The sequence below is a fragment of the Vibrio splendidus 12E03 genome (assembly GCF_000272105.2).
GTDB classification, from domain to species: Bacteria; Pseudomonadota; Gammaproteobacteria; order Enterobacterales; family Vibrionaceae; genus Vibrio; species Vibrio splendidus_I.
Window position 1 is genome coordinate 1 of sequence record NZ_AJZD02000014.1, and the last position, 26,246, is coordinate 26,246.

Annotated in this window: 26 protein-coding genes; 15 read left to right on the forward strand and 11 right to left on the reverse strand. The window is 43.6% G+C overall.

The features are described from left to right. Positions 1–191: 191 nt before the first annotated feature. The 3 genes from A142_RS01835 to A142_RS01845 form a co-directional block, all read right to left on the reverse strand. Positions 192–1,913, reverse strand: coding sequence for an ATP-binding protein (locus tag A142_RS01835; RefSeq protein WP_019824623.1), 1,722 nt, complete (start codon positions 1,911–1,913; stop codon positions 192–194). After that, positions 1,913–3,097: an FIST signal transduction protein gene (locus tag A142_RS01840; RefSeq protein WP_019824624.1), complete on the reverse strand. Its 1,185-nt coding sequence runs from the start codon at positions 3,095–3,097 to the stop codon at positions 1,913–1,915. The genes A142_RS01835 and A142_RS01840 overlap by 1 nt, the downstream gene beginning before the upstream one ends. Before the next feature lie 115 nt (positions 3,098–3,212). Beyond that, complete coding sequence (locus A142_RS01845) at positions 3,213–3,578, reverse strand: hypothetical protein (protein ID WP_019824625.1); 366 nt, start codon at positions 3,576–3,578, stop codon at positions 3,213–3,215. A 252-nt stretch (positions 3,579–3,830) separates the two neighbouring features. On the opposite strand from A142_RS01845, the gene ccoN reads away from it, so the two are divergent. The 10 genes from ccoN to uspE all read left to right on the forward strand — a co-directional run bounded on the left by ccoN (position 3,831) and on the right by uspE (position 12,835). Further along, positions 3,831–5,264 (forward strand): cytochrome-c oxidase, cbb3-type subunit I, encoded by a 1,434-nt coding sequence (gene ccoN, locus A142_RS01850; RefSeq protein WP_009846707.1) that lies wholly within the window; start codon positions 3,831–3,833, stop codon positions 5,262–5,264. A gap of 11 nt (positions 5,265–5,275) precedes the next feature. Continuing rightward, complete coding sequence (gene ccoO / locus A142_RS01855) at positions 5,276–5,896, forward strand: cytochrome-c oxidase, cbb3-type subunit II (protein WP_017059643.1); 621 nt, start codon at positions 5,276–5,278, stop codon at positions 5,894–5,896. A 9-nt stretch (positions 5,897–5,905) separates the two neighbouring features. Next, positions 5,906–6,079, forward strand: coding sequence for a CcoQ/FixQ family Cbb3-type cytochrome c oxidase assembly chaperone (locus tag A142_RS01860; protein WP_004733679.1), 174 nt, complete (start codon positions 5,906–5,908; stop codon positions 6,077–6,079). Next, complete coding sequence (gene ccoP, locus A142_RS01865; protein ID WP_017063857.1) at positions 6,079–7,053, forward strand: cytochrome-c oxidase, cbb3-type subunit III; 975 nt, start codon at positions 6,079–6,081, stop codon at positions 7,051–7,053. Before A142_RS01860 ends, ccoP begins: the two co-directional genes overlap by 1 nt. A 108-nt stretch (positions 7,054–7,161) precedes the next feature. After that, on the forward strand, positions 7,162–7,641 hold the full coding sequence (locus tag A142_RS01870) for a FixH family protein (protein ID WP_017059641.1): 480 nt from the start codon (positions 7,162–7,164) through the stop codon (positions 7,639–7,641). Positions 7,642–7,646: 5 nt separating this feature from the next. Continuing rightward, the gene (locus A142_RS01875; RefSeq protein WP_019824626.1) at positions 7,647–10,019 is read left to right on the forward strand and encodes a heavy metal translocating P-type ATPase; all 2,373 of its coding nucleotides are present in this window, start codon (positions 7,647–7,649) and stop codon (positions 10,017–10,019) included. Further along, entirely contained in the window at positions 10,019–10,255 is a 237-nt protein-coding gene (gene ccoS, locus A142_RS01880) for a cbb3-type cytochrome oxidase assembly protein CcoS (RefSeq protein ID WP_019824627.1), read from the forward strand. The genes A142_RS01875 and ccoS overlap by 1 nt, the downstream gene beginning before the upstream one ends. Next, positions 10,245–10,919, forward strand: coding sequence for a sulfite exporter TauE/SafE family protein (locus A142_RS01885; protein ID WP_019824628.1), 675 nt, complete (start codon positions 10,245–10,247; stop codon positions 10,917–10,919). Before ccoS ends, A142_RS01885 begins: the two co-directional genes overlap by 11 nt. Before the next feature lie 86 nt (positions 10,920–11,005). Then, complete coding sequence (locus tag A142_RS01890; protein WP_017632474.1) at positions 11,006–11,752, forward strand: FNR family transcription factor; 747 nt, start codon at positions 11,006–11,008, stop codon at positions 11,750–11,752. 132 nt (positions 11,753–11,884) lie between these two features. Further along, on the forward strand, positions 11,885–12,835 hold the full coding sequence (uspE, locus tag A142_RS01895; protein WP_019824629.1) for a universal stress protein UspE: 951 nt from the start codon (positions 11,885–11,887) through the stop codon (positions 12,833–12,835). Between the two features lie 122 nt (positions 12,836–12,957). On the opposite strand, the gene ttcA is transcribed toward uspE, so the two are convergent. From ttcA to A142_RS01915, 4 genes are all read right to left on the reverse strand, one after another. Beyond that, positions 12,958–13,851, reverse strand: a complete 894-nt coding sequence (gene ttcA, locus A142_RS01900) for a tRNA 2-thiocytidine(32) synthetase TtcA (RefSeq protein WP_017632476.1) — start codon at positions 13,849–13,851, stop codon at positions 12,958–12,960. 305 nt (positions 13,852–14,156) lie between these two features. Next, positions 14,157–14,807 (reverse strand): DUF2987 domain-containing protein, encoded by a 651-nt coding sequence (locus tag A142_RS01905; protein ID WP_019824631.1) that lies wholly within the window; start codon positions 14,805–14,807, stop codon positions 14,157–14,159. A 123-nt stretch (positions 14,808–14,930) separates the two neighbouring features. Beyond that, complete coding sequence (locus A142_RS01910) at positions 14,931–15,782, reverse strand: glucosaminidase domain-containing protein (protein ID WP_029405597.1); 852 nt, start codon at positions 15,780–15,782, stop codon at positions 14,931–14,933. Next, the gene (locus tag A142_RS01915) at positions 15,775–16,590 is read right to left on the reverse strand and encodes a hypothetical protein (protein WP_029405598.1); all 816 of its coding nucleotides are present in this window, start codon (positions 16,588–16,590) and stop codon (positions 15,775–15,777) included. Before A142_RS01915 ends, A142_RS01910 begins: the two co-directional genes overlap by 8 nt. A 329-nt stretch (positions 16,591–16,919) precedes the next feature. Between A142_RS01915 and potA the strand changes: the two genes are divergently transcribed. The 5 genes from potA to A142_RS01940 all read left to right on the forward strand — a co-directional run bounded on the left by potA (position 16,920) and on the right by A142_RS01940 (position 22,077). Continuing rightward, positions 16,920–18,035: a spermidine/putrescine ABC transporter ATP-binding protein PotA gene (potA, locus tag A142_RS01920; RefSeq protein ID WP_019824634.1), complete on the forward strand. Its 1,116-nt coding sequence runs from the start codon at positions 16,920–16,922 to the stop codon at positions 18,033–18,035. Further along, the gene (gene potB, locus A142_RS01925; RefSeq protein ID WP_017632481.1) at positions 18,019–18,876 is read left to right on the forward strand and encodes a spermidine/putrescine ABC transporter permease PotB; all 858 of its coding nucleotides are present in this window, start codon (positions 18,019–18,021) and stop codon (positions 18,874–18,876) included. Before potA ends, potB begins: the two co-directional genes overlap by 17 nt. After that, positions 18,876–19,646 (forward strand): spermidine/putrescine ABC transporter permease PotC, encoded by a 771-nt coding sequence (gene potC / locus A142_RS01930; RefSeq protein WP_019824635.1) that lies wholly within the window; start codon positions 18,876–18,878, stop codon positions 19,644–19,646. The genes potB and potC overlap by 1 nt, the downstream gene beginning before the upstream one ends. A 147-nt stretch (positions 19,647–19,793) precedes the next feature. Further along, positions 19,794–20,828, forward strand: a complete 1,035-nt coding sequence (locus A142_RS01935) for an extracellular solute-binding protein (RefSeq protein ID WP_017059628.1) — start codon at positions 19,794–19,796, stop codon at positions 20,826–20,828. A 211-nt stretch (positions 20,829–21,039) separates the two neighbouring features. Beyond that, complete coding sequence (locus tag A142_RS01940) at positions 21,040–22,077, forward strand: extracellular solute-binding protein (protein ID WP_029405599.1); 1,038 nt, start codon at positions 21,040–21,042, stop codon at positions 22,075–22,077. A 95-nt stretch (positions 22,078–22,172) separates the two neighbouring features. On the opposite strand, the gene cobB is transcribed toward A142_RS01940, so the two are convergent. From cobB to A142_RS01960, 4 genes are all read right to left on the reverse strand, one after another. Beyond that, positions 22,173–22,907, reverse strand: a complete 735-nt coding sequence (cobB, locus tag A142_RS01945) for a Sir2 family NAD+-dependent deacetylase (protein WP_019824637.1) — start codon at positions 22,905–22,907, stop codon at positions 22,173–22,175. A gap of 256 nt (positions 22,908–23,163) precedes the next feature. Further along, the gene (locus tag A142_RS01950) at positions 23,164–24,384 is read right to left on the reverse strand and encodes an ammonium transporter (protein WP_029405600.1); all 1,221 of its coding nucleotides are present in this window, start codon (positions 24,382–24,384) and stop codon (positions 23,164–23,166) included. A 377-nt stretch (positions 24,385–24,761) separates the two neighbouring features. Continuing rightward, positions 24,762–25,178 (reverse strand): hypothetical protein, encoded by a 417-nt coding sequence (locus A142_RS01955; RefSeq protein WP_004742273.1) that lies wholly within the window; start codon positions 25,176–25,178, stop codon positions 24,762–24,764. Next, positions 25,162–26,235 carry a formate dehydrogenase subunit gamma gene (locus A142_RS01960; protein ID WP_019824638.1) on the reverse strand — a complete coding sequence of 358 codons (1,074 nt, stop codon included), beginning with the start codon at positions 26,233–26,235 and terminating at the stop codon, positions 25,162–25,164. The genes A142_RS01955 and A142_RS01960 overlap by 17 nt, the downstream gene beginning before the upstream one ends. Between the last annotated feature and the right edge of the window lie 11 nt (positions 26,236–26,246).

A 26,246-nucleotide genomic window follows, 5' to 3' on the forward strand; every position in this document is an offset into this window, starting at 1 on the left:
AAGAACTTACGCCTTAGTGCGTATTATGTATATTATGTTAAATTGGGTTTGATGTTTATAAGGCAGGTATCTTTATGTGATGCCCTGCCTCTTGTTTATCTACCAAATCGACGTTCTATTTAACAGTAAGGCTATTTACCATAAAATACCTAATAAACATATTTCCTAATCTTCGATTAAGAATACGTTTATTAGACTTCAAGCATTAATCGATCAATTGCTTCTGTGATCTCTTTAGTTCTTACTGGTTTGGTCACGAAATCATTCATGCCGACATCTAAGCAAGAACATTTGTCTTCTATTGATGTGTGTGCTGTTAGCGCGACGATTGGCGTTTTGATGTTCGCGTCTCTCATATATTTGGTTGTGGTTAATCCATCCATTACCGGCATCGACACATCCATTAAAATAATGTCTATCGAGTCATTGGCTCTTTCCACAAAGCCAATCGCTTCCTCACCGTTGCTTGCGATGAAAACTTCGTGGCCTTGTCGCGTTAGGATTAATTTGATCACCATTTGATTCGTTGGATTGTCTTCGACAACTAACACTGAATAACGGCTTCTTAACTCTCGTGAAGATTCATCTTCGTCATTAGCCAGATTATTCGTAACTCTAGTAAGCACTGGCAGCTGTACTTCGAATTTGGAACCTTTTCCAGGCTCACTCTCTACCGATATGCGCCCACGCATCAGCTCAACCAGTCTTTTAGTGATAGCCAAGCCTAAACCTGTGCCACCAAATCTACGTGTGATTGTGCTATCAGCTTGCACAAATGGACTGAACAGCGACGAAAGTTGTTGCGAGCTGATGCCAATCCCTGTGTCTTCCACCGTTATATAGAAAGAGCTCTGCTGGTACTTGATAGAAACATGGACATGCCCACGCTCAGTGAACTTAATCGCGTTACCAATCAGGTTAAATAGGATTTGTGCCAAGCGGCTTGGGTCTATGTAATGAAGTTCACCCTCAGGGATATCGCTGGTTATTGTTAGCGCCAAACCTTTATCGTCTGCTGTCTTCTTTTGTTCAGATAATACAAAAGTTACAGTGTCTCTTACATTACTCCACTGAGGTGCTAGTGAGAAGCATCCAGATTCAATCTTAGAAAAATCTAACACGTCACTGATAATTGCTAACAAAAGCTCAGATGATGTGCTCATATTAAGCAGTATAGACTGTTGTTCTTCGTTCAGTGATGTGGATTTTAGAGTGTCTATCAAGCCAATAATGGCATTTAGCGGTGTTCTTAGTTCATGACTCATCATCGCGAGGAATTCAGACTTGGCCTTGTTGGCTCTTTCTGCGTCTTTTCTTGCTGTGACAAGCTCTGCTGTACGTTCTCGAACGGTTGCTTCAAGCTTTTCTTTGTTCTCAATATCGAAAACAGCACGCTCTATCAACGGTCGGAAACGGTTTAGTGTGGCCTTGGTTTCAATACTAAAGTGCTTGGTATTTGAGTGGATAAAGATGATGACGGATTGTGTTAGTCCGCTATCTATACCTGTAATCAGAACGGAATTGATTTGGTCGAGAACAATGGGGTGCAGGGAGTTAAATTCCCCAAGAGACTTGGGTTCGAAAAGGATGGCGCATTCACCATTGATGACTCGCGATAGCTTGCCACAATCGCTCCAATTCATCTGTTCGAAGACTTTGTTATTGCTTAGCAGGGTTTTGAAACTGCCTTCGTTCCCTACCCTTGATACCACGATAAAGTCATCAAACTTAATGTATTTTTTGAGCACGAACTCAAGACTGGAGAATATCTCAGATATGTTACTTGCCTTACTGATCGCAGAGATGGTTGATAAGATCACCCTGTTCTCTTCAGCCAGTTTTCGCTCACGGGCTTTTAGTTTTTGCAGTTCAATACGTGCTTCTTGCAGCGCTTCTTGACCTTCAGAACCCATTATTTTTTCAACCTATAAAACGTTGCAGACGATACCATTAAATTCCCGTGTGCATTCTCACCACCAGAGAGCCTGCCTTGCTCACCAAACGTGAATGGACATATGTACGGAAGCCCATTAAGTGCTTGATTTATTTGTTCGCAAACCTCATCCATATCTTGTTTAAGATTGAGCATTGGGCCGGCACAAAAGATATTGATCGCCCCTAGTTTCTCTTCAAGATCCATGTCGTTGTAGTATGAGGATTGAATGATATTAGCGGCGCGGCTAATCAACTGCTGCTTAGAACCTTGCATCAAGTAGATGGTGTCACCTTCACTGATGTCTGTGAATAGCTCAATCCCATTACACTCAGTCTCTCTGATCGAATGAGACAATTTGAAATATGGGTAATCGTAAGAAGAGCCGACTTTCCTGCCCAATGGGTAGACTGACGACTTTTCGAATATGTAGCCATCATCACTGCCACCTAAGTGGAAATTAGTCCATTCGTTGTAAACAGTGACGGCTGGCCTGTGGTCTATCTCCAACAATATTCGGTTTCTTACTTTTGTCACGGTGCCTGAATATCGCGTAGGTGTGTGACCGGCGCTGAAAGAGGAGTAGATGGACTGAGACGCAAACACTACCGTTAAAGATACGCCATTTATCGACAGCGACTCTTCGGTGAAGATGCTCCAATTTCCGGAAACCTGATTGTCTGCAGCACTGCCACCAATAATTGGCACTTCAGTACCAAATTTCTTATCGATAGCCGCCATCACCTTTTCTTCGTTACCCGGTGTGGAATGCAACAAGATAAGATCAGGGATTTCACCTTCTCGGTTGGCGTTCTTGAGTGCTTTGTCTATCGCGTTGAAGGTACTGCGGCCTATGGAGTCGCTGAAATGTTCGATTCCCGTACCATAGGCGTTGATCCCCGAGTCATAAATAATGAGGACGCCAATGACTGGACCAGAATGAAAACCAGTTTCAGTCATAATGCCGTGACAAGTAGTACAGCCATGTATGGGAGTGTTCGGGAGAGCATCTACGAAATATCTCTGCACAGCGAGTGTCGAATACTCTTCTGTGCAGTAGCAAATAAGACAAGCAATATCTTCAGGGTTTTCCACCCCGCTGAGCAACTCATCTACTGCGATTTTATCGTCTAGGGAGTAAGAGACTTTTGATAGAAATTTCATAGATTCTGGGTAACTTTATTAATGCTCTCTTTATAACACTTTAATGCATTGTGTTTCACTGATTTGGTACATATTTCTATCAAAAGACCCGAGGCGTGCCCCAGTTTTATCTCTGTTACTCTTTGGACAAGTTTACAGAAAACGTGCTCACCTGTTGTGGAAATGTAACCGTTATTGAGGAGGTCTTATCATTAGTTTGTAACAGCCAATTTGATGGCCCTTTTTCTTCCAGAATTCCGCTTTCATTATAGCTAATGATAAATTTGCCAGTTTTAGATGTTTCGATCGAATACCCTAGTTTATCGCTCGAAATTAAAACATTATGATTATCAATACCAAATTCACAAGGTTTTGAAACTATACAGTTTGCTGTTTCGTTATTATCGTATGTTACTGTTCTCCAAGTAAATGCAGCTATTAAAATAACCAACATGACGATAATTTGAACAAGCCTGCCTTTTGTTAGCTTTTGTGCCGCCATTATAATCTTTACTCCTTGTTACAAAGTTCAAAGTTTTTAAATAAAAATCCAATTCCAGACCAAGCGTAAGGTTACTACTCTGTCATTGATTTGTTAATTCAAGTATAGTGTCGCGTTGAAAATGCCACTTTTTTTTAAAATCAGCAAGTGGAAATAAAGCCCTGAATAGGCTGAATTTCCTTTTCTAATTTGGGTGGCATTACGACGTGAGTCGTGTTGGAAGTAAAGTGTAGTAAATAAGAAATTGGAAGCATGCAAATGAGCCAAGAAAAGCAGCTTGAACAAAACTACAACTATACGGTCGTCCGTCAATTTACCCTAGTTACAATTTTGTGGGGTATTGTCGGTATGGGCGTTGGTGTTTTGATTGCCGCTCAATTAGTTTGGCCACAGCTAAACTTTGATACGCCGTGGTTGACGTACAGTCGTTTACGTCCCCTGCATACTAATGCGGTTATTTTTGCGTTCGGTACAAGTGCGCTGTTTGCAACATCATATTATGTTGTACAACGTACCTGTCAGACGCGTCTCTTTGGTGGCCCTCTCGTAGCCTTTACCTTTTGGGGTTGGCAAGCGATTATCCTGTCCGCTGCAATTACTTTACCGTTAGGTTTAACCTCTGGTAAAGAATACGCAGAACTTGAATGGCCAATCGATATTGCTATTACTCTTGTGTGGGTAGCTTATGCGGTCGTGTTCTTCGGAACCATGATTAAACGTAAGACATCACACATTTACGTAGCAAACTGGTTCTTCGGAGCCTTCATCATCACGGTTGCCGTGTTGCACATCGTTAACAGCCTTGCTGTTCCTGTCTCTGCGTTTAAATCGTACTCGATTTACTCCGGAGCGATCGATGCAATGGTGCAATGGTGGTACGGACACAATGCGGTAGGCTTCCTATTGACAGCTGGTTTCCTAGGTATGATGTACTACTTCGTTCCTAAACAAGCTGGTCGCCCTGTTTACTCTTACCGTTTGTCGATTGTTCACTTCTGGGCTCTCGTGTCTCTGTATATCTGGGCTGGTCCTCACCACCTACACTACACAGCACTTCCTGACTGGACTCAATCTCTAGGTATGGTTATGTCTTTGGTTCTGTTTGCTCCATCTTGGGGTGGCATGATCAACGGTATTATGACTCTATCTGGTGCGTGGCATAAGCTTCGCTACGACCCAATCCTACGTTTCCTAATCGTTTCTCTATCATTCTACGGCATGTCGACTTTCGAAGGCCCAATGATGGCAATCAAAACGGTTAACGCACTATCTCACTACACGGATTGGACTATCGGTCACGTTCACTCTGGTGCGTTAGGTTGGGTTGCAATGGTTTCTATCGGTTCGGTTTACCACTTAGTTCCTAAACTATTTGGTCAAGAGCGTATGTACTCTGTATCTCTAATCAATGTTCACTTCTGGTTGGCAACGATTGGTACGGTTTTCTACATTGTTGCAATGTGGATCTCTGGCGTGATGCAAGGTCTGATGTGGCGTGCTGTTAACTCTGACGGTACATTAACTTACAGCTTCGTTGAATCTGTAGAAGCGTCTTACCCGTTCTACTTTGTACGTTTCTTAGGTGGTTTCATCTTCCTATCAGGTATGTTCTTAATGGCATACAACACGTACAAAACTGTTTCTGCACCTAAAGATAGCCTTAAAGCTATCCCTCAACCGGCTTAAGGAGATTTAGAATGAGCTCAAATTCAAATAATCGCCATGAGTTGGTAGAGAAGAACGTTGGCCTACTAGCGATTCTTATCGTTATTGCTATCAGTTTTGGTGCTTTAGTAGAAATTACCCCACTTATTTTCCAAAAGCAGACTACTGAACCTGTAGAAAATCTACGTGTTTACTCTGCTCTGGAAATGGAAGGTCGTGATATCTACATTCGCGAAGGTTGTAACGTATGTCACAGCCAAATGATTCGTCCTTTCCGCTCTGAAACTGAACGTTACGGTCACTATTCTGTAGCTGGCGAAAGTGTTTGGGAACACCCATTCCTATGGGGTTCTAAGCGTACTGGTCCTGATCTAGCGCGTGTTGGTGATCGTTACTCTGATGAGTGGCACCGCGTTCACCTTATCGACCCTCGTGAACTTGTTCCTGAATCAAACATGCCTGGTTTCCCATGGCTTGCTGAGAATGTACTTGATGGCAAATTGACTAAACAGAAGCTTGAAATCTTCCGTAATCAATTTGGTGTTCCTTACACAGACGAACAAATTGCTAACGCTAAACAAGATGTTGAAGGAAAAACAGAGATGGATGCAATCATCGCTTACCTTCAATCGCTTGGCCACGCAATGAAATAAGGAATAATTATGGACATTATTACATTTCAAAGTGTTTGGACTGTTACTGTTTTTGCTTGTTTCATCGGTATCGTTTGGTGGGCTTTCGGTAAAAATCGTAAGTCGCGCTTCGACGAAGATGCAAACCTAGTGTTCGCTGATGAAGCACCTGCGAAAGATAAAAATCAAGGAGTGACGAAGTAATGAGTACATTCTGGAGTATTTGGGTAACAGTAATCACAATCGGTACATTGATTGGCTGTGCAGCCTTACTTCGTTGGTGTTCCAACGATAAAACAGGTGTAGAAGAAGGTCAGGATATGGGCCATGAATACGATGGTATTCGTGAGCTTAATAACCCGCTACCTAAATGGTGGACATACCTTTTCGTTAGCACAATTGTGTTTGCAGCTGTTTATCTAGCTCTATACCCAGGCCTTGGCAACTTTAAAGGTCTACTAGGTTGGACGAGTTCAAACCAAACAGTTCGTAGCGTAGAAGAGTCTCGCTCTGCAATCGCTGCTGCGCAAGCAAACAAACAGTTAGACGCATACGCGAAAGAGCTTGATGATGCAGACACCTACTTTGGTGAAGCATTCAGAAAGCTAGCTCACGACGAAAACGGTCTACGTTCTGTCCCTGACATTGCATCAGATGCTGATGCAATCAAAGTGGGCCAACGTTTGTTCCTACAAAACTGTTCTCAGTGTCACGGCTCTGATGCACGTGGTCAGAAAGGTTTCCCGAACCTAACTGATGACGCATGGCTATATGGTGGTGAACCACAAGCTATCGTTACTACCATCATGCATGGTCGTGTCGGTCAAATGCCAGGTTGGAAAGACGCTCTTGGCGAAGAAGGCGTAAAAGAAGTAGTTAGCTACACGCTTAGCCTTTCTGGTCGTAGCGTAAACGCACGTGAAGCAGAAGCTGGTAAAGCGCGCTTTGTAGTGTGTGCAGCGTGTCACGGTACTGATGGTAAGGGTAACCCTGCTGTTGGCGCCCCTGACCTGACTGACCGCGACTGGCTATTCGGCGATTCTCGCGCTGATGTGACGGAAACAGTTATGTACGGACGTTCTGGTGTAATGCCGGCTTGGAAGGACATCCTCGGTGAGGATAAGGTTCAGCTCGTCTCTGCCTACGTCTGGAGCCTCAGCAACTCAGATAAAGAGTAACATAATAATAACAGCCCCTTCTTAAGGGGCTGTCTTTCTTTTACAGTTATAACCTTAAGTGTTTGTAAAAATTAGTTTTATTTCATTGTATATATTGAGAATAATAATATGGAACAACCTTGGTATAAGCAGTTTTGGCCGTGGTTTTTGATCTTCCTAACCGTTGGCGTTTCTATGCTGACATTGGTTCGAGTCGCGATACTTACCAACCATTCAGTTAACGTTGTCACTGAAGATTACTATAAAAAAGGTAAAGGTATTAATGTCGACATTTCGAAAGTAAATGTTGCTAAAGAGCTTGGCCTATCAGCTTCAGTTAGCGAGAAAGGTAACTCAGTTATCATTACCCTAGACAAAGGCAAGCTAGACCACTTCCCTGCTATTAGCGCAATGTTCGTGCACCGAACGCTGCCTGACCGTGATTTTACTCAGCTACTGACCGCTGATGCGAGAGGCAACTACACGTTGACTCTGGACCATGAAATGCAAGGTCCATGGTTTATCGAGCTTTCTCCGCATGATTCTGAATGGTTGGTGCAAGGTCGCATGAACTTCCCTATTGATACTCCTACTCAACTAACGAACTAAAGCTTATGTGTGAATCCTGTTATCACTGCGGTGAAGATGTACCAGCGGAAACGGATTTTAAAGTAGAAATCTTAGGATCGGTGCGACCTATGTGTTGTCCGGGTTGCGAAACCGTAGCCCAGACAATCGTTGATAGCGGTTTGGTCTCTTACTACCAATATCGTACCGCTCCAGCTGAAAAAGCGGATCTCGTGCCAGAGCAACTTCTGGCACTCAGTCATTACGACAACGAAGATGTTCAATTGGAGTTCGTCCGTAACTCTGAAAACACCTCTGAAGTGACATTGTCACTAGAAGGTGTCTCTTGTGCTGCTTGTGCGTGGCTTATTGAGAAGCAAGTCTCTTCAAAGTTAGGGGTTGTGAGTATTCGTGTTAATACCACGACTAACCGCGCCCTGATCAGTTGGGACAACAGTAAGACAAAACTGAGCGAGCTGTTATCTGCAATCCATACCTTAGGCTACAAAGCCGCACCATTCGAGGCTGATCAACAAGAAGCCGCCTATCATCGTTCGATGAAGAATTATCTCTATCGTCTTGGTATTGCTGGTTTAGCAACCATGCAGGTCATGATGCTGGCTGTGGCGCTTTATCTTGAAGTCTTTGGTAACCTTGAGCCCGAATTCAAAAGCTACTTCCGTTGGGTGAGCTTAATCTTTGCAACACCGGTTCTGCTCTACTCTGCATTGCCTTTCTATATCAATGCGTGGCGTAGCCTCAAAGGTCGAACATTGGGTATGGATGTACCTGTGTCGATTGCTCTGTTGTTTGCCTATGTTGCAAGTTTGGTCGCAACGGTGACAGAGAAAGGTGAAGTCTTCTTCGAATCTATCTCGATGTTCACCTTCTTCCTACTGCTTGGTCGTTTCCTTGAAATGCGCGCTCGTCGTAAAGCAGCAGCCGCTAGTGGTAACCTGCTTAAGCTTGTTCCGGCTATGGCAACAACGTTAGATGGCGAACAAGTTCCGGTAAAAACCTTAAAAGTTGGCGACCAAATTCGCGTTCTTCCGGGTGAACACATTCCTGCCGATGGCAAAGTATTATCTGGCAGAGTCCATATCGATGAATCGATGCTGACTGGCGAATCTATCCATGTGGTCAAAAACGAAGGCGATACCGTCTTCGCTGGTACATTGAATGGTGATGAATCGTTTGAATTGGAAGTAATGACGTCAAAAGCGGATTCGGTTATTTCCAATATCGTTCGCCTGCAAGACGAAGCGCAATTGTCTAAACCTCGCATCGCAGAAATTGCTGATGTGGTAGCGCGATACTTTGTTGCGGTGATCTTAATCATCTCATTCGGTACTTGGTTCTACTGGCACCAAACACGACCAGAAGACGCTTTCTGGATCATGCTTTCGGTATTGGTAGCAACGTGTCCTTGTGCTCTGTCACTGGCAACACCGACGGCGATTACCTGTTCCACTTCTCGCATGGGTAACTTTGGTATTTTGCTGCGCAAAGGCCACGTATTTGAAACCTTATGTAAAGTGAACCACTTAATCATCGATAAAACGGGCACATTGACTGAGGGTGATATTCGTATCAGCCAAGTTGAAACCTTCGCTGAGCTTGATAAAGACACCTGTCTCAAAGTAGCGGCGAGCCTGGAGCAACACGCTAACCATCCTATCGCTAAAGCGTTCAAGACTCATATTTCAGATGATATCGAAGTAGAGTCAGTCAACAACGTGATTGGTTCAGGTATCACTGGTGAGTGGAACGGCCAAGAAGTTGCGATTGGTAGTAGCGAATTCATTCTAGGTGAAGCTCAACCATCGGAAAGCAACGGCATTTACTTGTCGATGGCGGGCCGTCATATCGCAACGTTTACATATGAAGATCCGATCCGCAAAGAAAGCATCGAGTTTATTAAGCAATTTAAAGAAGCGGGAATCAAAACGACTCTGCTTACTGGCGATTCTTTGATTAACGCGAAGCCTGTTGCTGAAGAGATCGGTATTACAGACATTGTTGCTAACGCGAAGCCTGAAGATAAACTTGCTTACTTGAACTCTCGAGATGCAAGTGACATTACCATGATGGTTGGCGATGGCATTAACGATGCCCCTATTCTTGCGGGTGCTCACCTTTCCGTTGCTATGGGCGGCGGTACGGATGTGGCGAAAGCTTCTGCGGATATGGTGTTGTTGGGTGATAAGCTCGATAGATTACTTAAGTCGCGTACTTTGGCGTTAAAAACGCGTAAGATAATCCGTGAAAACCTAGCTTGGTCATTAGGGTATAACTTACTCATTCTTCCATTGGCTGTTGCAGGTTTGGTTGCTCCATACATTGCCGTTGTTGGCATGTCTGCCAGCTCTATTATTGTTGTGTCTAACTCGTTAAGGCTTTTAAAAGAGCAAGGTAAATAATGGAAAGTTTATACATTCTGATCCCCATTGCGATTGTTCTGGTGTGCATCGCTGTTGGTATTTTTCTATGGGCGGTGAAGAGCGAACAGTTTGAAGACCTAGAACGTCAAGGCCACAACATTCTGTTTGATGAAGACGAAAAGGCTCACAACCATTCTGATAGTAAACCTACCAAGAATGAGAAAGCTAACAGCGAAAGCCAAACTAACGTAGACAAAAAGAACGATGACGCCTGATTGGATCGGAGCCTTTGTTGTTGGATTGATCGGCGCAGGCCACTGCATGGGAATGTGTGGTGGTATTGCGTCGCTTCTTTCGATTGGCAACAGTAAACCTTCCCCTGTTATTCCCCTACTTTATAACCTAGGACGCTTGCTAAGTTATGCCGTGATTGGTGGTGTGGTTGGCGGTGCAATTTCTTCTATAGGTCAGCTAAGCGATTTTAACGCTCTGCTGGGTTGGCTCCGATTATTTGCTGCTGCCTTTATGATCGTCTTAGGGTTGTATATCGGTAAATGGTGGTTCGGCTTGTTGTTCTTTGAAAAAGTCGGACAGAAGCTATGGCGCTATATCTCTCCTTTAGGTAAATCATTTCTACCCTTGAAGCACCCTAGCCACGCTTTAGCGTTTGGCTTTATTTGGGGGTGGCTACCATGCGGGTTGGTTTACTCAATGCTTACGTGGGCGGCCGTATCAGGAAGTTGGTACAACGGCGCAGGTATCATGCTTGCTTTCGGTTTAGGCACGCTTCCGGCAATGTTAACAGTTGGCATGGGTGCCAATTTCCTCAAAAAACTGCAACAAGCTGACTTATTTCGCCAACTAGGCGCAATTTTAATCCTCATTTACGGCTTCTATACCGGATATATGGCGCTACAGCTCATTATTTATACCGTATAGTCATTCTTTAAATCCGGTTTTTTTACTACCCTTTAGGATTAAGGAATGCTAAAATATTGACGTATATCAAATAGTGAAAGATTGTTATGATTTCTGAAAAGCCTGTGACGAAACGTGTTCAGTCTGGTGGTTGTGCGATCCATTGCCAGGATTGTAGTATTAGCCAGCTCTGTATTCCGTTTACTTTGAATGAATCTGAACTCGATCAACTTGATCAGATCATTGAGAGAAAAAAGCCTATTCAAAAAGGCCAAGAGTTATTTAAAGCCGGTGACGAGCTTAAATCTCTATACGCTATTCGCTCTGGAACGATCAAGAGCTACACGATTACCGAGCAAGGTGATGAGCAGATTACTGCATTCCACCTAGCGGGCGATCTTGTTGGCTTCGATGCGATTACTGGTGACCTACACCCTAGTTTCGCACAAGCGCTAGAAACTTCTATGGTATGTGAAATCCCATATGAGATTCTTGATGACCTATCAGGAAAAATGCCTAAATTGCGTCAGCAAATTATGCGCCTGATGAGTAACGAGATTAAAGGTGACCAAGAAATGATTCTGCTTCTTTCTAAGAAGAACGCGGAAGAGCGTCTTGCTGCATTCCTTTACAACCTTTCTACTCGCTTCTCTCAACGTGGCTTCAGCCCACGCGAGTTCCGCCTAACGATGACTCGTGGCGACATTGGTAACTACCTTGGTTTGACTGTTGAAACAATCAGCCGTCTTTTAGGTCGTTTCCAAAAAGCAGACATCTTGAGCGTTAAAGGCAAATATATCACTATCGAAGATCACGATGCGTTGATGGAACTTGCTGGCGTTTCAAAAGAATAGTCTAGATATCAATGATGTAGTTCAATAATGAGCTACATCATGTTTCTCTCTTAAAACCTCTTTTATTTCTCTTAATCTCCCCATAACTACGCTACATTATTTATATGTTCGGTCTGAAAAGTAGGCTTAGTTATGAGTATCTATAACAAAATTTTAGTTGTCGCAGACATTAATCACGATGAGCAACCTGCTCTAGTTCGTGCTATCCAACTTGCCAAGAAAAGCACCTCAACAAGCCACATCACTTTCTTTTTGTCTATATATGACTTCTCGTATGAAATGACATCTATGCTCTCTGTCGATGAGAGAGACGCAATGCGTAAAGGCGTGATTCACCAGCGCGAAATCTGGATGAATAAAGTCGCAGAACCTTACCTTGATGATTCCATCGAATTTAACGTTCAAGTGGTTTGGCATAATCGCCCATACGAAGCGATCATTGCTGAGGTCTACAGTGGTGGACACGACATCTTGATTAAAGGGACGCGTAAACACGACACCTTAGAATCAGTTATCTTCACACCAACTGATTGGCACCTGTTGAGAAAGTGCCCTAGCCCTGTGCTACTGGTTAAAAATGATTTCTGGCCTGATAACGCGAAGATCTTTGCTTCAGTTCACGTAGGCTCAGAGACAGAAGCTCACCTAGAGCTTAACGATACGATGGTTGATAGATTACTTGAAATCACAAGTCGTTTGGATGCAGAACCACTCTTGGTTAACGCATATCCTGTGACACCGGCTAATATCACTATCGAACTGCCTGAGTTTGATCCTACGTCTTACACTGACGCCGTTCGCGGCCATCACTTAACCGCAATGAAGGCACTGCGTCAGAAACACGGTATGTGTGAAGAGCAAACTGTCGTTGAGCAAGGCTTACCAGAAGATGTGATTCCACGCGTCGCGTCTGAAAATAACGCCGCTATGGTAATTCTAGGGACAACGGGTCGTACTGGTTTATCTGCCGTGTTTATTGGTAATACTGCAGAGCATGTGATCGATAAGATTAACTGTGACGTGTTGGCTCTTAAGCCGTCTGGTTATGTTAGCCCGTTAGACCCGAACCTTTCGAAAGGCTAAGTCGTTTAAGCACAGAACTTCACTACAAGTTCAACTCATAAAAAAACGCCTCAAGCATTGCTGAGGCGTTTTTGTTTGTCTATCGCTACTTATACTAAATAGCTCAACCGATATTCATCTCGTTATACGTTAGTCACGTCGATGAACATTGACTCATCGATGTTAGAAGATGAAATTTCAGCTTCTTGGAATTCGTACTCTTCACGTTCGCCGCTACGGTCTAGTGGAAGGTTCACGAAATCAAACAATTCGCGGTCAGCCAGTTGGCTTGGGCTTACGTTCTGAATTGATTTAAAGATTTTCTCAACACGACCTGGTGTTTTCTTATCCCAATCAATCAGCATCGCTTTGATGTTCTGACGTTGTAGGTTCTCTTGTGAACCACATAGGTTACAAGGAATGATTGGGAACTCTTTGTGTTCTGCGTATTTGATTAGGTCCGTTTCACGACAGTAAGTCAGTGGACGAATAACAACGTTACGACCATCATCTGAACGAAGCTTAGGAGGCATAGCCTTAAGACGAGCGCCGTGGAACATGTTAAGGAACATGGTCTCAACGATGTCGTCTAGGTGGTGACCAAGTGCGATCTTAGTTGCGCCAATCTTCTCTGCGAATGAGTACAAAGTACCACGACGAAGACGAGAACATAGGCCACACGTTGTTTTGCCTTCTGGCACTTTCTCTTTAACCACCGAGTACGTGTCTTTATCTACGATGTAGTAAGGAATGTTCAGCGTTTCAAAGTACTCAGGAAGAATGTGCTCAGGGAACCCAGGTTGTTTTTGGTCTAGGTTTACCGCAACAACATCAAATTTGATTGGTGCTGCTTCACGCAAACGTAGCAAAATATCTAGCATCGCAAATGAATCTTTACCGCCACTAATACATGCCATTACCACATCATTCTCTTCGATCATGTTGTAGTCGATGATGGCATTTCCAACATTTCTTCTCAGACGTTTCTGAAGTTTGTTGAATTCAAGTGTTTCTTTTCTATTATCGTTTTGGTTCATTGCGACTCTCACACCGTCGTATTACCGACTGTAGATTGCTAGTGGGACTGTTTTAGGGCGTGGATTATACGGATTTTTATTTCATGTTGAAATAGTAACGGTAGGATAAACAAGCTGAGTATTTGAAAGATTCTGCTTTTATTGTGCGATAAGCTCTCTCTGCGGATGGAGAAACGTGTCTTAGCAAGATCTCGGTTTCTATCGCAGATAAAGAAAAGCAGCCTGCTCTTATTCGATTAGGCTGCTTTAAAGTATGTAACGAAAGCTTAGGGAAATGATTTCGCTAACAATTATTCCATAAAAAACTATTGCGCGGGAATGTACGGCAATACGCGAACTGTTGATTCTGGCAGCGTGATGCTCTCAGTTCCATTCAACTCCGCTAAGGTGAATTTCGCTCGCCCTTTTTTGATTGGTATTTGTTTGCCGTTTGAAAGCTCGATGTTACCTTCAAGCTTATTTGCGAACTCCAGCGTTAACCCTTGGATATCTGGCGTGAACCAGCCAGAGAACATGCCGCTGACGTCTTCAAGCATCGCCTGCATCTGTGGTAATAGGCTTTCTATCTGTGCAACTTCAACAGTTCCAACTAAAGGTTCTTGTGTCATAACGACCAACGAGTACGCACACTCTTGTTCTTGTGTTTGTACAAAAATAAGAGGGTTGGCTGAGCGCAGGTTTTGATCTACCGGCAGAAGCAGTTCATTCGATGAAGAGACTTTTAGCTCTTCGTAGTGCTCTTCTTTTTCCATCCAAGCTTTGCTGATGTGACAGGTTTGCTGAGCTTGTTGATCAACAAAGAAGACCGCAACTTTGACATCATCATGCCCTTCTTTGGTGTTATTTTTCAGCTGAGTATAAAGTTTAGAATACGTGAACATGTATTCTTGCGCTGAAGCAGGAAGAGAAACCCCAAGGCTTAATGAGGCTAATAAAGCGAGTGCTGTCTTTTTCATTATTATAATCTTGTCGAAGTTGAGCGTTTATAAATAGAAAGAGCAGCCAATGAGCTGCTCTTTTTGTGATATTACTTGGTGTAAGCCGACTACCGAAGGCAACCAAGTTGGTATCAAAATGAGTTACTTTTTCCAGTATACCTCGTTGTGACGGATCATAGCTTGTAAATCAGTCACATAGTCGGAACCTCGCTCAGAATATTTTAACAAGCCATTGGTGAGCTCTGTCGCCGTTGTGGTTGTTAAAAGATCATCACCTTGGGCAGCAAGTTTTGCTCGAATCGCTCTTAGATCGGCGTAAGCACGATTACGATTAAGGTTCATGAAGTAACGATGTACAGATTCTTGGCTTGAAGAGAATGTTGCGACTTCATGCGAGCTACCTTCGTTACGTTGTAGCGGAACAAGGCCACAACCTTTGGTGTAACACCAGTGTCCGAAATAGTTGTTGGCTTTAGTAGCGAAACGTGACGTTCCCCAAGCTGACTCATTCGCAGCTTGTGTCAGTACAAGCGCCTCTGGCAGCACATTCACGCGGTTAAGCATCTCTGTCAGCCATGCCTGATCCAAACCTTCATTAGGTACTGGCAGGCTGTACAACTTCCCTAACCTTTTCGCATAAGACGTGTCTTCAGAATCAATATTGCTTAAACCAGACTCAGAGAGCTTAGTTAAAAACGCACGCTCTTTAGTGATGCGTTTGTTTTCGATATTGATACTTGGACGTAAATACGAAAAGAAGGTGTCTTTTTTCTCGTTTACATCTTCAATGGCTGCAAAGTTCGGTGTATTTGAAGCCTCGGTTAAGTTGCCGAACTGCTGTTCAGAATCTTGGCTTGTCTTACTTGCACGACGTCGCTCTTCTTCTTGTTGGTAAATAAGTGGCCCAACTAATGAGATCGAGCCAACAAGGGCAAGTGCCGTCACTTTTAGTGCAAGAGATTTACTTGAGCTTGCTTGAACGTTATTACGCATCGAATACCTGCGGGTTTTTATTGTTATCGTCGTTATTATCGTCATCACTCTTCGGGTGCTCAGAAGCAATCACCTTAAGTTTGATACCAAACATTTCGCGGTAAAGAATCCCTTTCACATGGAAGAAGAAAGGCAAAACGAAGATCAGACCAATGCCGTACATCATTGCAGCGACGATGAACATCAACATAACGAGTAAGTAGATAGATGCAACGGTGAAGATTTTCTTATTCACAGCACGTAATGAAAGCAGCAGCGATTGCATTGGCGGCACTTTCTTATCACAAATCAGCAGAATTGAATGGCTGAACGCTAGCGAGAAGTAAATCGATAAGAACGGCAGAATCATACCTGCGATGCCTTGCAGCATTAGGCTAAACAAAGTCACCAGAATAACAGGAACCGTGAACTGCAAACCTTTACCAATATGACGCACTTTAGTTTGTAGGCCAGCTGCGTGGCTCATCGCCATCAAACAGATGCCAGCATAGATAGGCGCGCTGATCACTTCGTAGCTGAAGTTGGCAATAAAAATGGATTCAACGATTTGTGGTGTAAACGCCTCAGGATCGATAACCGCATCTAAGATAACCGCAGGGTCACCCAGTTGCAGTTTTAGTGCGATATAAAAGATAGCCAGTTGCACGAACATCAGAGCAACAATCGCAGGGGAAAACGAAAGAAAGTGACTTATCGTATGTTTCCAAGCTTCTTGGAATACAGCCGTTGCTTTGAGCTCATAATCGCCGGAAAGTGCACGGTTGATACTACCGCCCAAATTAAAATCTTTTTCGATGTCGTTGTTCATATTGATACCTAGGTGCGCCAATTAAACGAAGCGACCTAACTTATTGATAAAAAATTACCTTCATTATACTCATATGTCGGATACAAACTAAAATATGAATCTGTAACAAGGCTTGCTTTTGCGTCTTAATGGTTAATAATTAGACACTTGTCGGGGTGTAAACCCAGTAAATAACAGTATGGTAAAGGATGTTTACTTTTACCTGCGAAATTTTTTATCTTCGAAAGGTAAAAAATGCTTTGAATTCACGTTTTTGGTGATTATGATGCGCGCCTTAAAGGTGTATAGCAACAGGTCTCAAATAGAACCAAGGTGGAGAAAAACAGACGTTGAACGCTAAAAAATCAGTAGGAAAGCCAGTAGTACAGCTAACTGGCATTAGTAAAAGTTTCGATGGTAAGGAAGTCATCGGCAATCTTGATTTAAACGTAAATCATGGTGAGTTTCTCACGATTTTAGGCCCATCAGGTTGTGGTAAAACAACCGTACTAAGAATGATTGCGGGTTTTGAAACGGCAGATAGTGGTCAAATACTATTAGCTGAACAGAACGTAACCCAAGTTCCTGCTGAACAAAGGCATGTAAACACTGTATTCCAAAGCTATGCCCTATTCCCGCATATGACCGTTTTCGACAATGTGGCATTTGGCTTACGCATGCAGAAAGTACCAAGCAGCGAGATTGAACCTCGTGTAATGGATGCTTTAAAAATGGTGCGCCTAGAACAAATGGCACAACGAAAACCACACCAGCTATCTGGTGGCCAACAGCAACGTATCGCAATCGCTCGTGCTGTCGTTAATAAGCCAAAAGTTCTTCTATTGGATGAATCTCTATCTGCTCTGGATTACAAGTTACGTAAACAGATGCAAATCGAGCTAAAACAATTACAGCGTCAACTTGGTATCACGTTCATTTTTGTAACGCATGACCAAGAAGAAGCGCTGTCTATGTCTGACCGTATTATTGTTATGCGTGATGGCGTGATTGAACAAGATGGCACACCAAGAGAGATCTACGAAGAGCCTAAGAACCTGTTTGTAGCGCGCTTCATTGGTGAAATTAACGTATTCGAAGCGACAGCGAAATCTCGTCTAGATGAAAAACGCATTGTTGCGACAATCGAAGGTGAAGAGTCGGTTATCTATCACGATAAAGACGTAACACCGGGTCAAAAACTGCAAGTATTGCTTCGCCCTGAAGATCTTCGTATCGAAGAAATCAAAGAGTCTGAGCAACGCGGTATTGTTGGCCACATTGTCGAGCGAACCTATAAAGGCATGACATTGGATTCAGTGGTAGAACTTGAATCTGGTATGCGTGTCATGGTTAGCGAATTCTTCAACGAAGATGACCCTGATGTTGATCACTCTCTGGGCCAAAAAGTTGCAGTAACTTGGGTTGAGAGCTGGGAAGTGGTATTAAAAGATGAGCAAGAAGTTTAATTTACAAAACGCGATTGTTGCTTTAATCACAGGTTGGTTAGTGCTGTTCGTGATGATTCCAAACATCATGATCATCGGTACTAGTTTCTTAACTCGTGACGAAGCGAACTTGATCGAGATGACCTTCACTCTCGATAACTACGTGCGTTTGGCTGACCCGTTGTATTTTAAAGTGCTGATGCACTCTTTCTATATGGCGATTGTCGCAACCCTACTTTGTTTAATCATTGGTTACCCGTTCGCTTACATCGTGGCAAAAATGCCTGCGAAATGGCGTCCAATCATGTTGTTCCTAGTGATTGTGCCATTCTGGACGAACTCGTTGATCCGTACTTACGGACTAAAAGTGGTGCTAGGTACTCAAGGTGTGTTGAACAAAGGCTTGTTAGCATTAGACATTATCGATAAGCCGCTACGTATCATGTACTCAGAAACCGCAGTAATGATCGGTTTGGTGTATATCCTACTGCCTTTCATGATTCTGCCGTTGTATTCAGCGATTGAAAAACTGGATGATACGTATTTAGAAGCCGCGAAAGATTTAGGTGCGAACAAACTGCAAACGCTATTGAAAGTGGTACTTCCCCTAACGATGCCTGGCATCATCGGTGGTTGTTTATTAGTACTGCTTCCTGCGCTAGGCATGTTCTACATCTCTGACCTATTAGGCGGCGCTAAGAACCTATTGATTGGTAACGTGATTAAGAGCCAAGTGCTCAACGCTCGAGACTGGCCGTTCGGCGCAGCAACGAGTATCGCACTGACCATGGCAATGGCTGTGATGCTATATGCCTACTACCGAGCAGGTAAGCTATTGAACAAGAAAGTGGAGCTAGACTAATGGGTCGCACAGTTAAGTTCAGCTTTATGGCGCTGGTATACGCTTTTCTATACCTACCTATTATCGTATTGATTTCGAACTCATTTAATGCCAATAAGTTTGGTATGAAATGGGGTGGCTTCACCACTAAGTGGTATGACGCGCTGATTAACAACGACAGCCTAATGCAGGCTGCGTGGCACTCGATTAACGTAGCGGTGTTCTCTGCAACAGCTGCAACGATTGTCGGAAGCCTGACAGCAGTAGCCCTATTCCGTTACCAATTCAAAGGTAAAGGCGTAGTCAATGGCATGCTGTTCATCGTAATGATGTCACCAGATATCGTAATGGCGATTTCGCTTCTTGCGCTATTCTTGGTAATGGGTGTGCAACTTGGGTTCTTTACCCTACTTGCAGCACATATTACGTTCTGTCTACCGTTTGTTGTTGTAACGGTTTACAGTCGCTTGAATGGCTTTGATGTGAAGATGTTAGAAGCTGCAAAAGATTTAGGTGCAAGCGAGTGGACGATTCTAAAACAGATCATCCTTCCTCTTGCTAAGCCAGCGGTAGCTGCGGGTTGGTTATTGAGCTTCACACTGTCTTTGGACGACGTGATCATCAGCTCTTTCGTAACGGGCCCAACGTATGAAATCTTGCCACTGAAGATTTACTCAATGGTTAAAGTGGGTATCTCTCCTGAGGTAAACGCCCTAGCAACTGTGATGTTAGTGGTGTCGTTAGTTCTGGTGATTATTTCTCAGTTACTAGCGAGAGAGAAGATCAAGTAAGTCTCCTACTCTATACAGAGACGAACTTGATAAGAAGTTAACAAACTTCATGTTCTACAAAGTGTTAATCATAAACAGAATGGTAAATTGCCATTCTGTTTTTCTATCTACTGCTTTCGGGCAACGTTTAGTTTGGAGCTAACGTCAATGAAAAAATGGGCTACTCTATTAGCTGGTAGTGCATGTGCGCTTTCAATGTTATCTGCACCATCATTTGCAAAAGATAACAAAGAATTGGTATTCATGAACTGGGGACCTTACATCAACAGTGAGATTCTAGAACAGTTCACTGATGAAACTGGTATCAAGGTTATCTACTCGACTTACGAGTCGAACGAAACCCTGTACGCAAAGCTAAAAACACACAACAAAGGCTACGACCTAGTTGTGCCGTCGACTTACTTCGTATCTAAGATGCGTGACGAAGGTATGCTACAAAAGATCGACAAAACTAAGCTGAACAACTTCAAGAATCTAGATACTAACTACCTAGATAAGCCGTACGACCCAAGTAACGACTACTCTATTCCACACGTAGTTGCGATCACAGGTCTTGCTGTTAACACTGACATGTACGATCCAGAAGATTTCCAAAGCTGGGCTGATCTATGGAAGCCAGAGCTTGAAGGTCAACTGATGATGATGGACGACACTCGTGAAGTGTTCCACATCGCATTGCGTAAGTTAGGTTACTCTGGTAACACAACAAATGAAAAAGAGATCGACGAGGCGTACGCTGAGCTACAAAAACTAATGCCGAACGTTCTAGTATTTAACTCAGACAACCCAGGTGCGCCTTACATGTCTGGTGAAGTGGGTCTAGGAATGCTGTGGAACGGTTCTGCTGCTGCTGCGCAAAACGAAGGTCTACCAATCAAACTGGTTTTCCCTAAAGAAGGCGGTATCGGTTGGGTTGATAACTTTGCGATTAGCTCTGGCGCAGTAAACGTAGAAGCAGCTCATAAGATGATCGACTTCCTACTTCGCCCTGAAATTGCTGAGCAAATCTCTCGTGATACTGGCTACCTAACAGCCGTTAAAGCGTCTAACGAGAAGTTCAAAGACAGCCCTGCGCTATTCCCATCGCAAGAAGACCTTGATCGTGTTGAATGGCAAGCTGCGGTTGGCGATAAGACAGTGAAGTACGAAGATTACTTCATGAAACTTAAAGCAGGTCAGTAATTTAGCTTATTATCTTATGGCGACTAAGTAACTGGTTTACTTCACAGGCCGACGTAGAGAATCAATAAGTTAAAAATAAGAATATCAATGAATAGGCAGCTTAGGCTGCCTATTTTATTATATCGCTGCTATAATATAGCGCGATTTTTCGAAATCCTTTTACTTTGGGTTCACTACCCAGCTCCAAATCAAACAAATGAACGGAACAGTAATGAAAAAAACACTGTATACCGGCGCATTGTGTGCTGCTACTTTACTTTCTACACCCTCTTTCGCAGCTGACCAAGAACTGTATTTTTACAACTGGTCTGAATATATTCCAAATGAAGTACTAGAAGACTTCACAAAAGAGACGGGCATTAAAGTTTATTACTCTACTTACGAGTCTAACGAAAGCATGTACGCTAAGTTAAAAACTCAAGGTACGGGTTATGACTTAGTGGTTCCTTCTACTTACTTCGTTTCTAAGATGCGTAAAGAAGGCATGCTTCAAGAGCTTGATAAAACTAAGCTAAGCCACTTTGCTGATTTGGATCCAAATTACTTAGATAAGCCATTTGACCCAAGCAACAACTACTCAATCCCATACATTTGGGGTGCAACGGGCATTGGTATCAACTCAGATATGCTAGACAAGTCTTCAGTGAAAAACTGGGGCGACCTGTGGGATACACAGTGGGAAGGTCAGTTGATGATGATGGATGACTCTCGTGAGGTTTTCCATATCGCTTTATCTAAACTGGGTTACTCTCCAAACACAACCAACCCAGAAGAAATCAAAGAAGCGTACGAAGAACTTCGTAAGTTGATGCCAAACGTATTGGTATTTAACTCAGACTTCCCTGCGAACCCTTACCTAGCGGGTGAAGTGTCACTTGGTATGCTTTGGAATGGCTCTGCTTACATGGCACGCCAAGAAGGCGCAACGATTGACATTATCTGGCCAGAGAAAGGCGCTATCTTCTGGATGGACAGCCTAGCGATTCCGTCTGGTGCTAAGAACATCGAAGCCGCTCATAAGATGATCGATTTCCTTCTTCGCCCAGAGAACGCAGCGAAAATTGCTCTAGAGATCGGCTACCCGACTCCAGTTAAAACCGCTTACCCTCTTCTTCCAAAAGAATTTGCTGAAGACAAGAACGTTTTCCCACCACAAGCAGTGATGGATAACGGTGTATGGCAAGATGAAGTTGGTGAAGCGAGCGTCATTTATGACAAGTACTTCCAAAAACTTAAAGTGAACAACTAAGTTATCGTTAGTTAATCAGTTAAGTAAATAAAGCGGCGTAAGCCGCTTTATTTTTTTCAGATTCAGAAACTGATGTGCTTTATCAAAGACAAGGCTTAGGCCGTTAAAGAACCTTTCTCTGAACATAACAATTCCCCGACGAGTTTAGGTACCTCGATACTCGCCTTACCGTAACGTTTCTCTTCAAACTCACTTTCAACCGCGCTTGGTTCTAGATTGAGCTCTATTGTGTGCGCACCATGCATTTTTGCATCATGTACAAAGCCTGCTGCGGGATAAACTACCCCTGAAGTTCCGATAGAGATAAAGAGATCGGCTTCTTCGAGTGCTGAATAGATGTCACCCATTCTTAGTGGCATTTCGCCAAACCAAACAATATGTGGACGCATTTGTGCAGGGATTTGGCAGCAATGACAAAGTTCACCCGTTTCAATATCGTCTTTGTGCTCTACAACTTGATTGGATTCACTGCAACGCGCTTTTAAAAGTTCACCATGCATGTGAATAATGTTGTTGCTACCGCCTCTCTCGTGCAAATTGTCGATGTTTTGAGTAATGATGGTAACTTTGCCATCAAGCTTGTCTTCGAGCTCTCCTAGCGCCTTGTGGGCTGAATTTGGCTGAATGCTCTCACTTTGCAGGCCGTGACGACGCTTGTTATAGAAGGCTTGTACCAGGTCAGGATCTTTTACGAACCCTTCAGGTGTCGCGACATCTTCGATTTTATGGTTTTCCCATAGCCCGTCTTGTGCTCGGAATGTTTGTATCCCCGACTCTGCAGAGATGCCAGCGCCAGTAAGAATTACGATATTTCGATATGGGAAATGCATATAACGTCCTTTTAGATATGTCACTTTGTAACAGCTTAGCACTGTTCAAATTCCAACAATAGTTTTGGGGATTAGACCATAGTCTTAGGCAACTGAATTCATTGGCTATTTGTGACATAACTCGCTTGATAGTTGTGGTGGTTGTTACTCAAATTCTCTGTTTTGCTATCCATAGAAACAAAAAAGCGACCGAAGCCGCTTAGTTCTGTTCAACAGTTGTCTACTTGATGTGCTTTAACCCACCAAGTGAATAACGTTAGTCTTCGTTGATAGAAGAGATCTTATGGATAGAAAGATCCGCACCGTTGAACTCATCTTCTTCACTTAAGCGTAGGCCTGTTAGTTTGCTCAACACACCGTATACGATTAACGCGCCGACGACAGCAACTGCAACACCTGCGACTGTACCAATCAACTGAGAAGCTAAGCTCACGCCGCCTAGACCCCAGAAAGCTTGTTGGCCGAAGATACCAGCTGCAATGCCACCCCAGGCACCACATACGCCGTGTAGAGGCCATACACCCAATACATCATCAATCTGTGTTTTGTTTTGCATGTAAGTAAATAGGTAAACAAACAAAGCGCCCGCCACGCCGCCAGTAATCAGAGCGCCTAATGGGTGCATTAAGTCTGACCCTGCACAAATTGCTACTAAGCCAGCCAAAGGACCATTATGAATAAAGCCTGGGTCATTTTTACCTGCAACAAGCGCCGCCAGAATACCACCAACCATTGCCATCAGTGAGTTCATCGCCACTAGGCCGCTGATGCCGTTGATTGCTTGTGCAGACATCACGTTAAAGCCAAACCAACCCACACATAAGATCCACGCGCCTAATGCCAGGAAAGGAATGTTCGATGGTGCGAAGTTAGTGTGTTTACCCGCGCGGATGCGACCTTTACGCATACCTAAGAAGTAAACGGCAACCAAAGCGATCCAACCGCCAACGCCGTGAACCACGACTGAACCCGCAAAGTCATGGAATCCATAACCAAACTGACCTTCTAACCAATCTTGGAATCCAAAATTACCGTTCCAAATGATGCCTTCGAAAAATGGATATACGAAACCAACGGTAAATAACGTTGCAATTAGGATTGGATAGAAACGCGCGCGCTCCGCGATACCGCCTGAAACGATGGCTGGAATTGCGGCTGCGAAGGTCATTAGGAAGAAGAACTTAACCAGTTCGTATCCATTACCTTGTGAGAGCGTTTCAGCGTCGGCAAAAAAGTGAGCGCCGTAAGCAACCCAGTAACCGATAAAGAAATAAGCGATTGCGGAGACACCAAAATCGGAAAGGATTTTAACCAGCGCGTTGACTTGGTTCTTCTTTCGGACGGTACCGACTTCGAGAAACGCAAAGCCAGCGTGCATCAGGAAGACCATGATTGCACCGAGTAATAGGAATAAAGTATCTGAACTTTGGGTAAGGGTTTGTACTGCACTATGAACTTGAGTCACCGTTTCACTCATTAAAGCATTCTCCTTCGCTTTATCTGATTTGCACTGATATCGTGCGATTCAATGTTGTAATTAATTAAAGACTCAACAGTGAACGCAAGATGCGTTCCAAGTGTGAAGGGTAATTTTCGTGCAACAGGTTTTATTTTTAACTTATTGATTATTAGAGTCTAAATATTTAGGTGCACTTTTATGGTTCTTGAAAATAGAAAAAATCACATCGACAATTGCACCAAATAAGGGAGTTGCACCATATTGAAGCGGTCAATGAGTAGGTTCTGATGCAGGGAGCCGCCGAAAACTATTTACTGTTCTAGAGACTTAAAAACAAAAAGCCCAGTGAAATGAATCACTGGGCTTTCTTTAGGTATGTCGTTAACGCGTTAGCGCTACAGGTTTGGTCCTGTCGACGGGTTTTGCGGTAGGTTTTGACTTAAACGCTGCATACCTTGATACATGCGGATGAACCAAACCACAATCGCAACACCACCGAACAACATGCCTACATATGGAATGTAGTAAGCGATGTCATCGATAATATGGTTTTGATACCAGTAATCGTTCACACCAATTAACACGCCGTTTGAGGTTGCTACCGTTACGATAAGCACCACGAAGAACGTCAGGTTCAAGAAGAACGAGCGGATCAAACCGTAGTAATGGGTATCCACTACTTCGCCATCTTCGCCTTTATCTAAACGGTAGCCTGCGTAGATAATCGCAATCACACCAGAGATAAGACACGTAAATGGTGTAAAGCAGCTTAGGATGTAAGCAACCCAAATACCTTTATGAGGTTTGTTCATTCTTATTCACCCCTTCCGTTTTCTCTGTTGTGGCATTTGCGCTTTGTTCAACGCCGTTTTTCTCTTGTTCCATTACTTCGTTGTACCAAAGGTCATGGTGCTCTTTCGCCCAAGTCTCATCAACTTCACCGGTTACCATGCCTTCTAGTGCACCTTCCATACCGAACAAGCCGATGTAGATGTGGAACACAAAGCCACAGATAAGAATCAAAGCTGCCAGCATATGAACTAAGTTTGAAAGCTCCATATCACGACGAGTTTGACCGAAGATTGGGAAGTCCAATACCAAACCGCTGATCGCAGCGACACTACCCATTACGATAAGTAGCCAGAACAGCGCTTTTTCACCGGCATTTGAGAATTCTGCAGACGGGTGAGAACCTTTATGTTTCCCTACCATACCTCCTAATTTCAAGAACCACTGAATATCGACTTTTTTAAAGATCGACTTACGCCACCATTTGATAAGAACCGCCATCAACAGTACATAGAAAATCGGGCCGATGTAGTTGTGATACTGCTTAGCCAGTAGAACGATGAAACCCCATAGATCCGTCGGGATATAAGGTTTCAAGAAGTGTTTACCGTAAACCAACATCAAACCACTGAACGCCAGTGTTAAGAAGGTAAACGCCATGCTCCAGTGCAATGCACGATCAAGTCGAGACCAACGTTTGATCTTACGACCTGTTCTTGGTGCACTCAGCATTAGCGGGCCAATCACAACGTACATCAAAGTCACAAAAGCAATACTGCCAAAGATCGCGACAGCACCGGCTGGTGACATCCACTTCTCTTTCAATATGTACCACGTTTGACCTGGAGTACTGATTAACACACCGTGCTCAGCCGATTGAGATGTGGTGTAACCTTCTTCACCATTTCTTACTTGTCGCCAAAAATCGGCACCAGCAAGCTGAGTGATTTCTCGTTGAGCAGAGCTCGATTGAGTTTGTGATGAGTTCGTCTCAGATGCATGACTCATAGGAGAAAGCATTGTTAGTGCTGCCAACATCGGCAGCACAACAAGGAAGAGACGCTTAAACATTGTAAGCATATGTCTCTCCT

Bases quoted from the DNA above. Each gene is read 5' to 3' on its own strand.
- A142_RS01875 (WP_019824626.1), top strand. From the start codon at position 7,647: ATGTGTGAATCCTGTTATCACTGCGGTGAAGATGTACCAGCGGAAACG.
- ccoO (WP_017059643.1), top strand. From the start codon at position 5,276: ATGAGCTCAAATTCAAATAATCGCCATGAGTTGGTAGAGAAGAACGTT.
- A142_RS01845 (WP_019824625.1), bottom strand. From the start codon at position 3,578: ATGGCGGCACAAAAGCTAACAAAAGGCAGGCTTGTTCAAATTATCGTC.
- A142_RS01885 (WP_019824628.1), top strand. From the start codon at position 10,245: ATGACGCCTGATTGGATCGGAGCCTTTGTTGTTGGATTGATCGGCGCA.
- A142_RS01955 (WP_004742273.1), bottom strand. From the start codon at position 25,178: ATGAACAAACCTCATAAAGGTATTTGGGTTGCTTACATCCTAAGCTGC.
- A142_RS01935 (WP_017059628.1), top strand. From the start codon at position 19,794: ATGAAAAAATGGGCTACTCTATTAGCTGGTAGTGCATGTGCGCTTTCA.
- ttcA (WP_017632476.1), bottom strand. From the start codon at position 13,851: ATGAACCAAAACGATAATAGAAAAGAAACACTTGAATTCAACAAACTT.
- cobB (WP_019824637.1), bottom strand. From the start codon at position 22,907: ATGCATTTCCCATATCGAAATATCGTAATTCTTACTGGCGCTGGCATC.
- ccoP (WP_017063857.1), top strand. From the start codon at position 6,079: ATGAGTACATTCTGGAGTATTTGGGTAACAGTAATCACAATCGGTACA.
- A142_RS01915 (WP_029405598.1), bottom strand. From the start codon at position 16,590: ATGAACAACGACATCGAAAAAGATTTTAATTTGGGCGGTAGTATCAAC.
- A142_RS01890 (WP_017632474.1), top strand. From the start codon at position 11,006: ATGATTTCTGAAAAGCCTGTGACGAAACGTGTTCAGTCTGGTGGTTGT.
- A142_RS01835 (WP_019824623.1), bottom strand. From the start codon at position 1,913: ATGGGTTCTGAAGGTCAAGAAGCGCTGCAAGAAGCACGTATTGAACTG.
- A142_RS01860 (WP_004733679.1), top strand. From the start codon at position 5,906: ATGGACATTATTACATTTCAAAGTGTTTGGACTGTTACTGTTTTTGCT.
- A142_RS01905 (WP_019824631.1), bottom strand. From the start codon at position 14,807: ATGAAAAAGACAGCACTCGCTTTATTAGCCTCATTAAGCCTTGGGGTT.
- ccoS (WP_019824627.1), top strand. From the start codon at position 10,019: ATGGAAAGTTTATACATTCTGATCCCCATTGCGATTGTTCTGGTGTGC.
- ccoN (WP_009846707.1), top strand. From the start codon at position 3,831: ATGCAAATGAGCCAAGAAAAGCAGCTTGAACAAAACTACAACTATACG.
- A142_RS01840 (WP_019824624.1), bottom strand. From the start codon at position 3,097: ATGAAATTTCTATCAAAAGTCTCTTACTCCCTAGACGATAAAATCGCA.
- A142_RS01870 (WP_017059641.1), top strand. From the start codon at position 7,162: ATGGAACAACCTTGGTATAAGCAGTTTTGGCCGTGGTTTTTGATCTTC.
- A142_RS01910 (WP_029405597.1), bottom strand. From the start codon at position 15,782: ATGCGTAATAACGTTCAAGCAAGCTCAAGTAAATCTCTTGCACTAAAA.
- A142_RS01940 (WP_029405599.1), top strand. From the start codon at position 21,040: ATGAAAAAAACACTGTATACCGGCGCATTGTGTGCTGCTACTTTACTT.
- potC (WP_019824635.1), top strand. From the start codon at position 18,876: ATGGGTCGCACAGTTAAGTTCAGCTTTATGGCGCTGGTATACGCTTTT.
- potB (WP_017632481.1), top strand. From the start codon at position 18,019: ATGAGCAAGAAGTTTAATTTACAAAACGCGATTGTTGCTTTAATCACA.
- uspE (WP_019824629.1), top strand. From the start codon at position 11,885: ATGAGTATCTATAACAAAATTTTAGTTGTCGCAGACATTAATCACGAT.
- A142_RS01950 (WP_029405600.1), bottom strand. From the start codon at position 24,384: ATGAGTGAAACGGTGACTCAAGTTCATAGTGCAGTACAAACCCTTACC.
- A142_RS01960 (WP_019824638.1), bottom strand. From the start codon at position 26,235: ATGCTTACAATGTTTAAGCGTCTCTTCCTTGTTGTGCTGCCGATGTTG.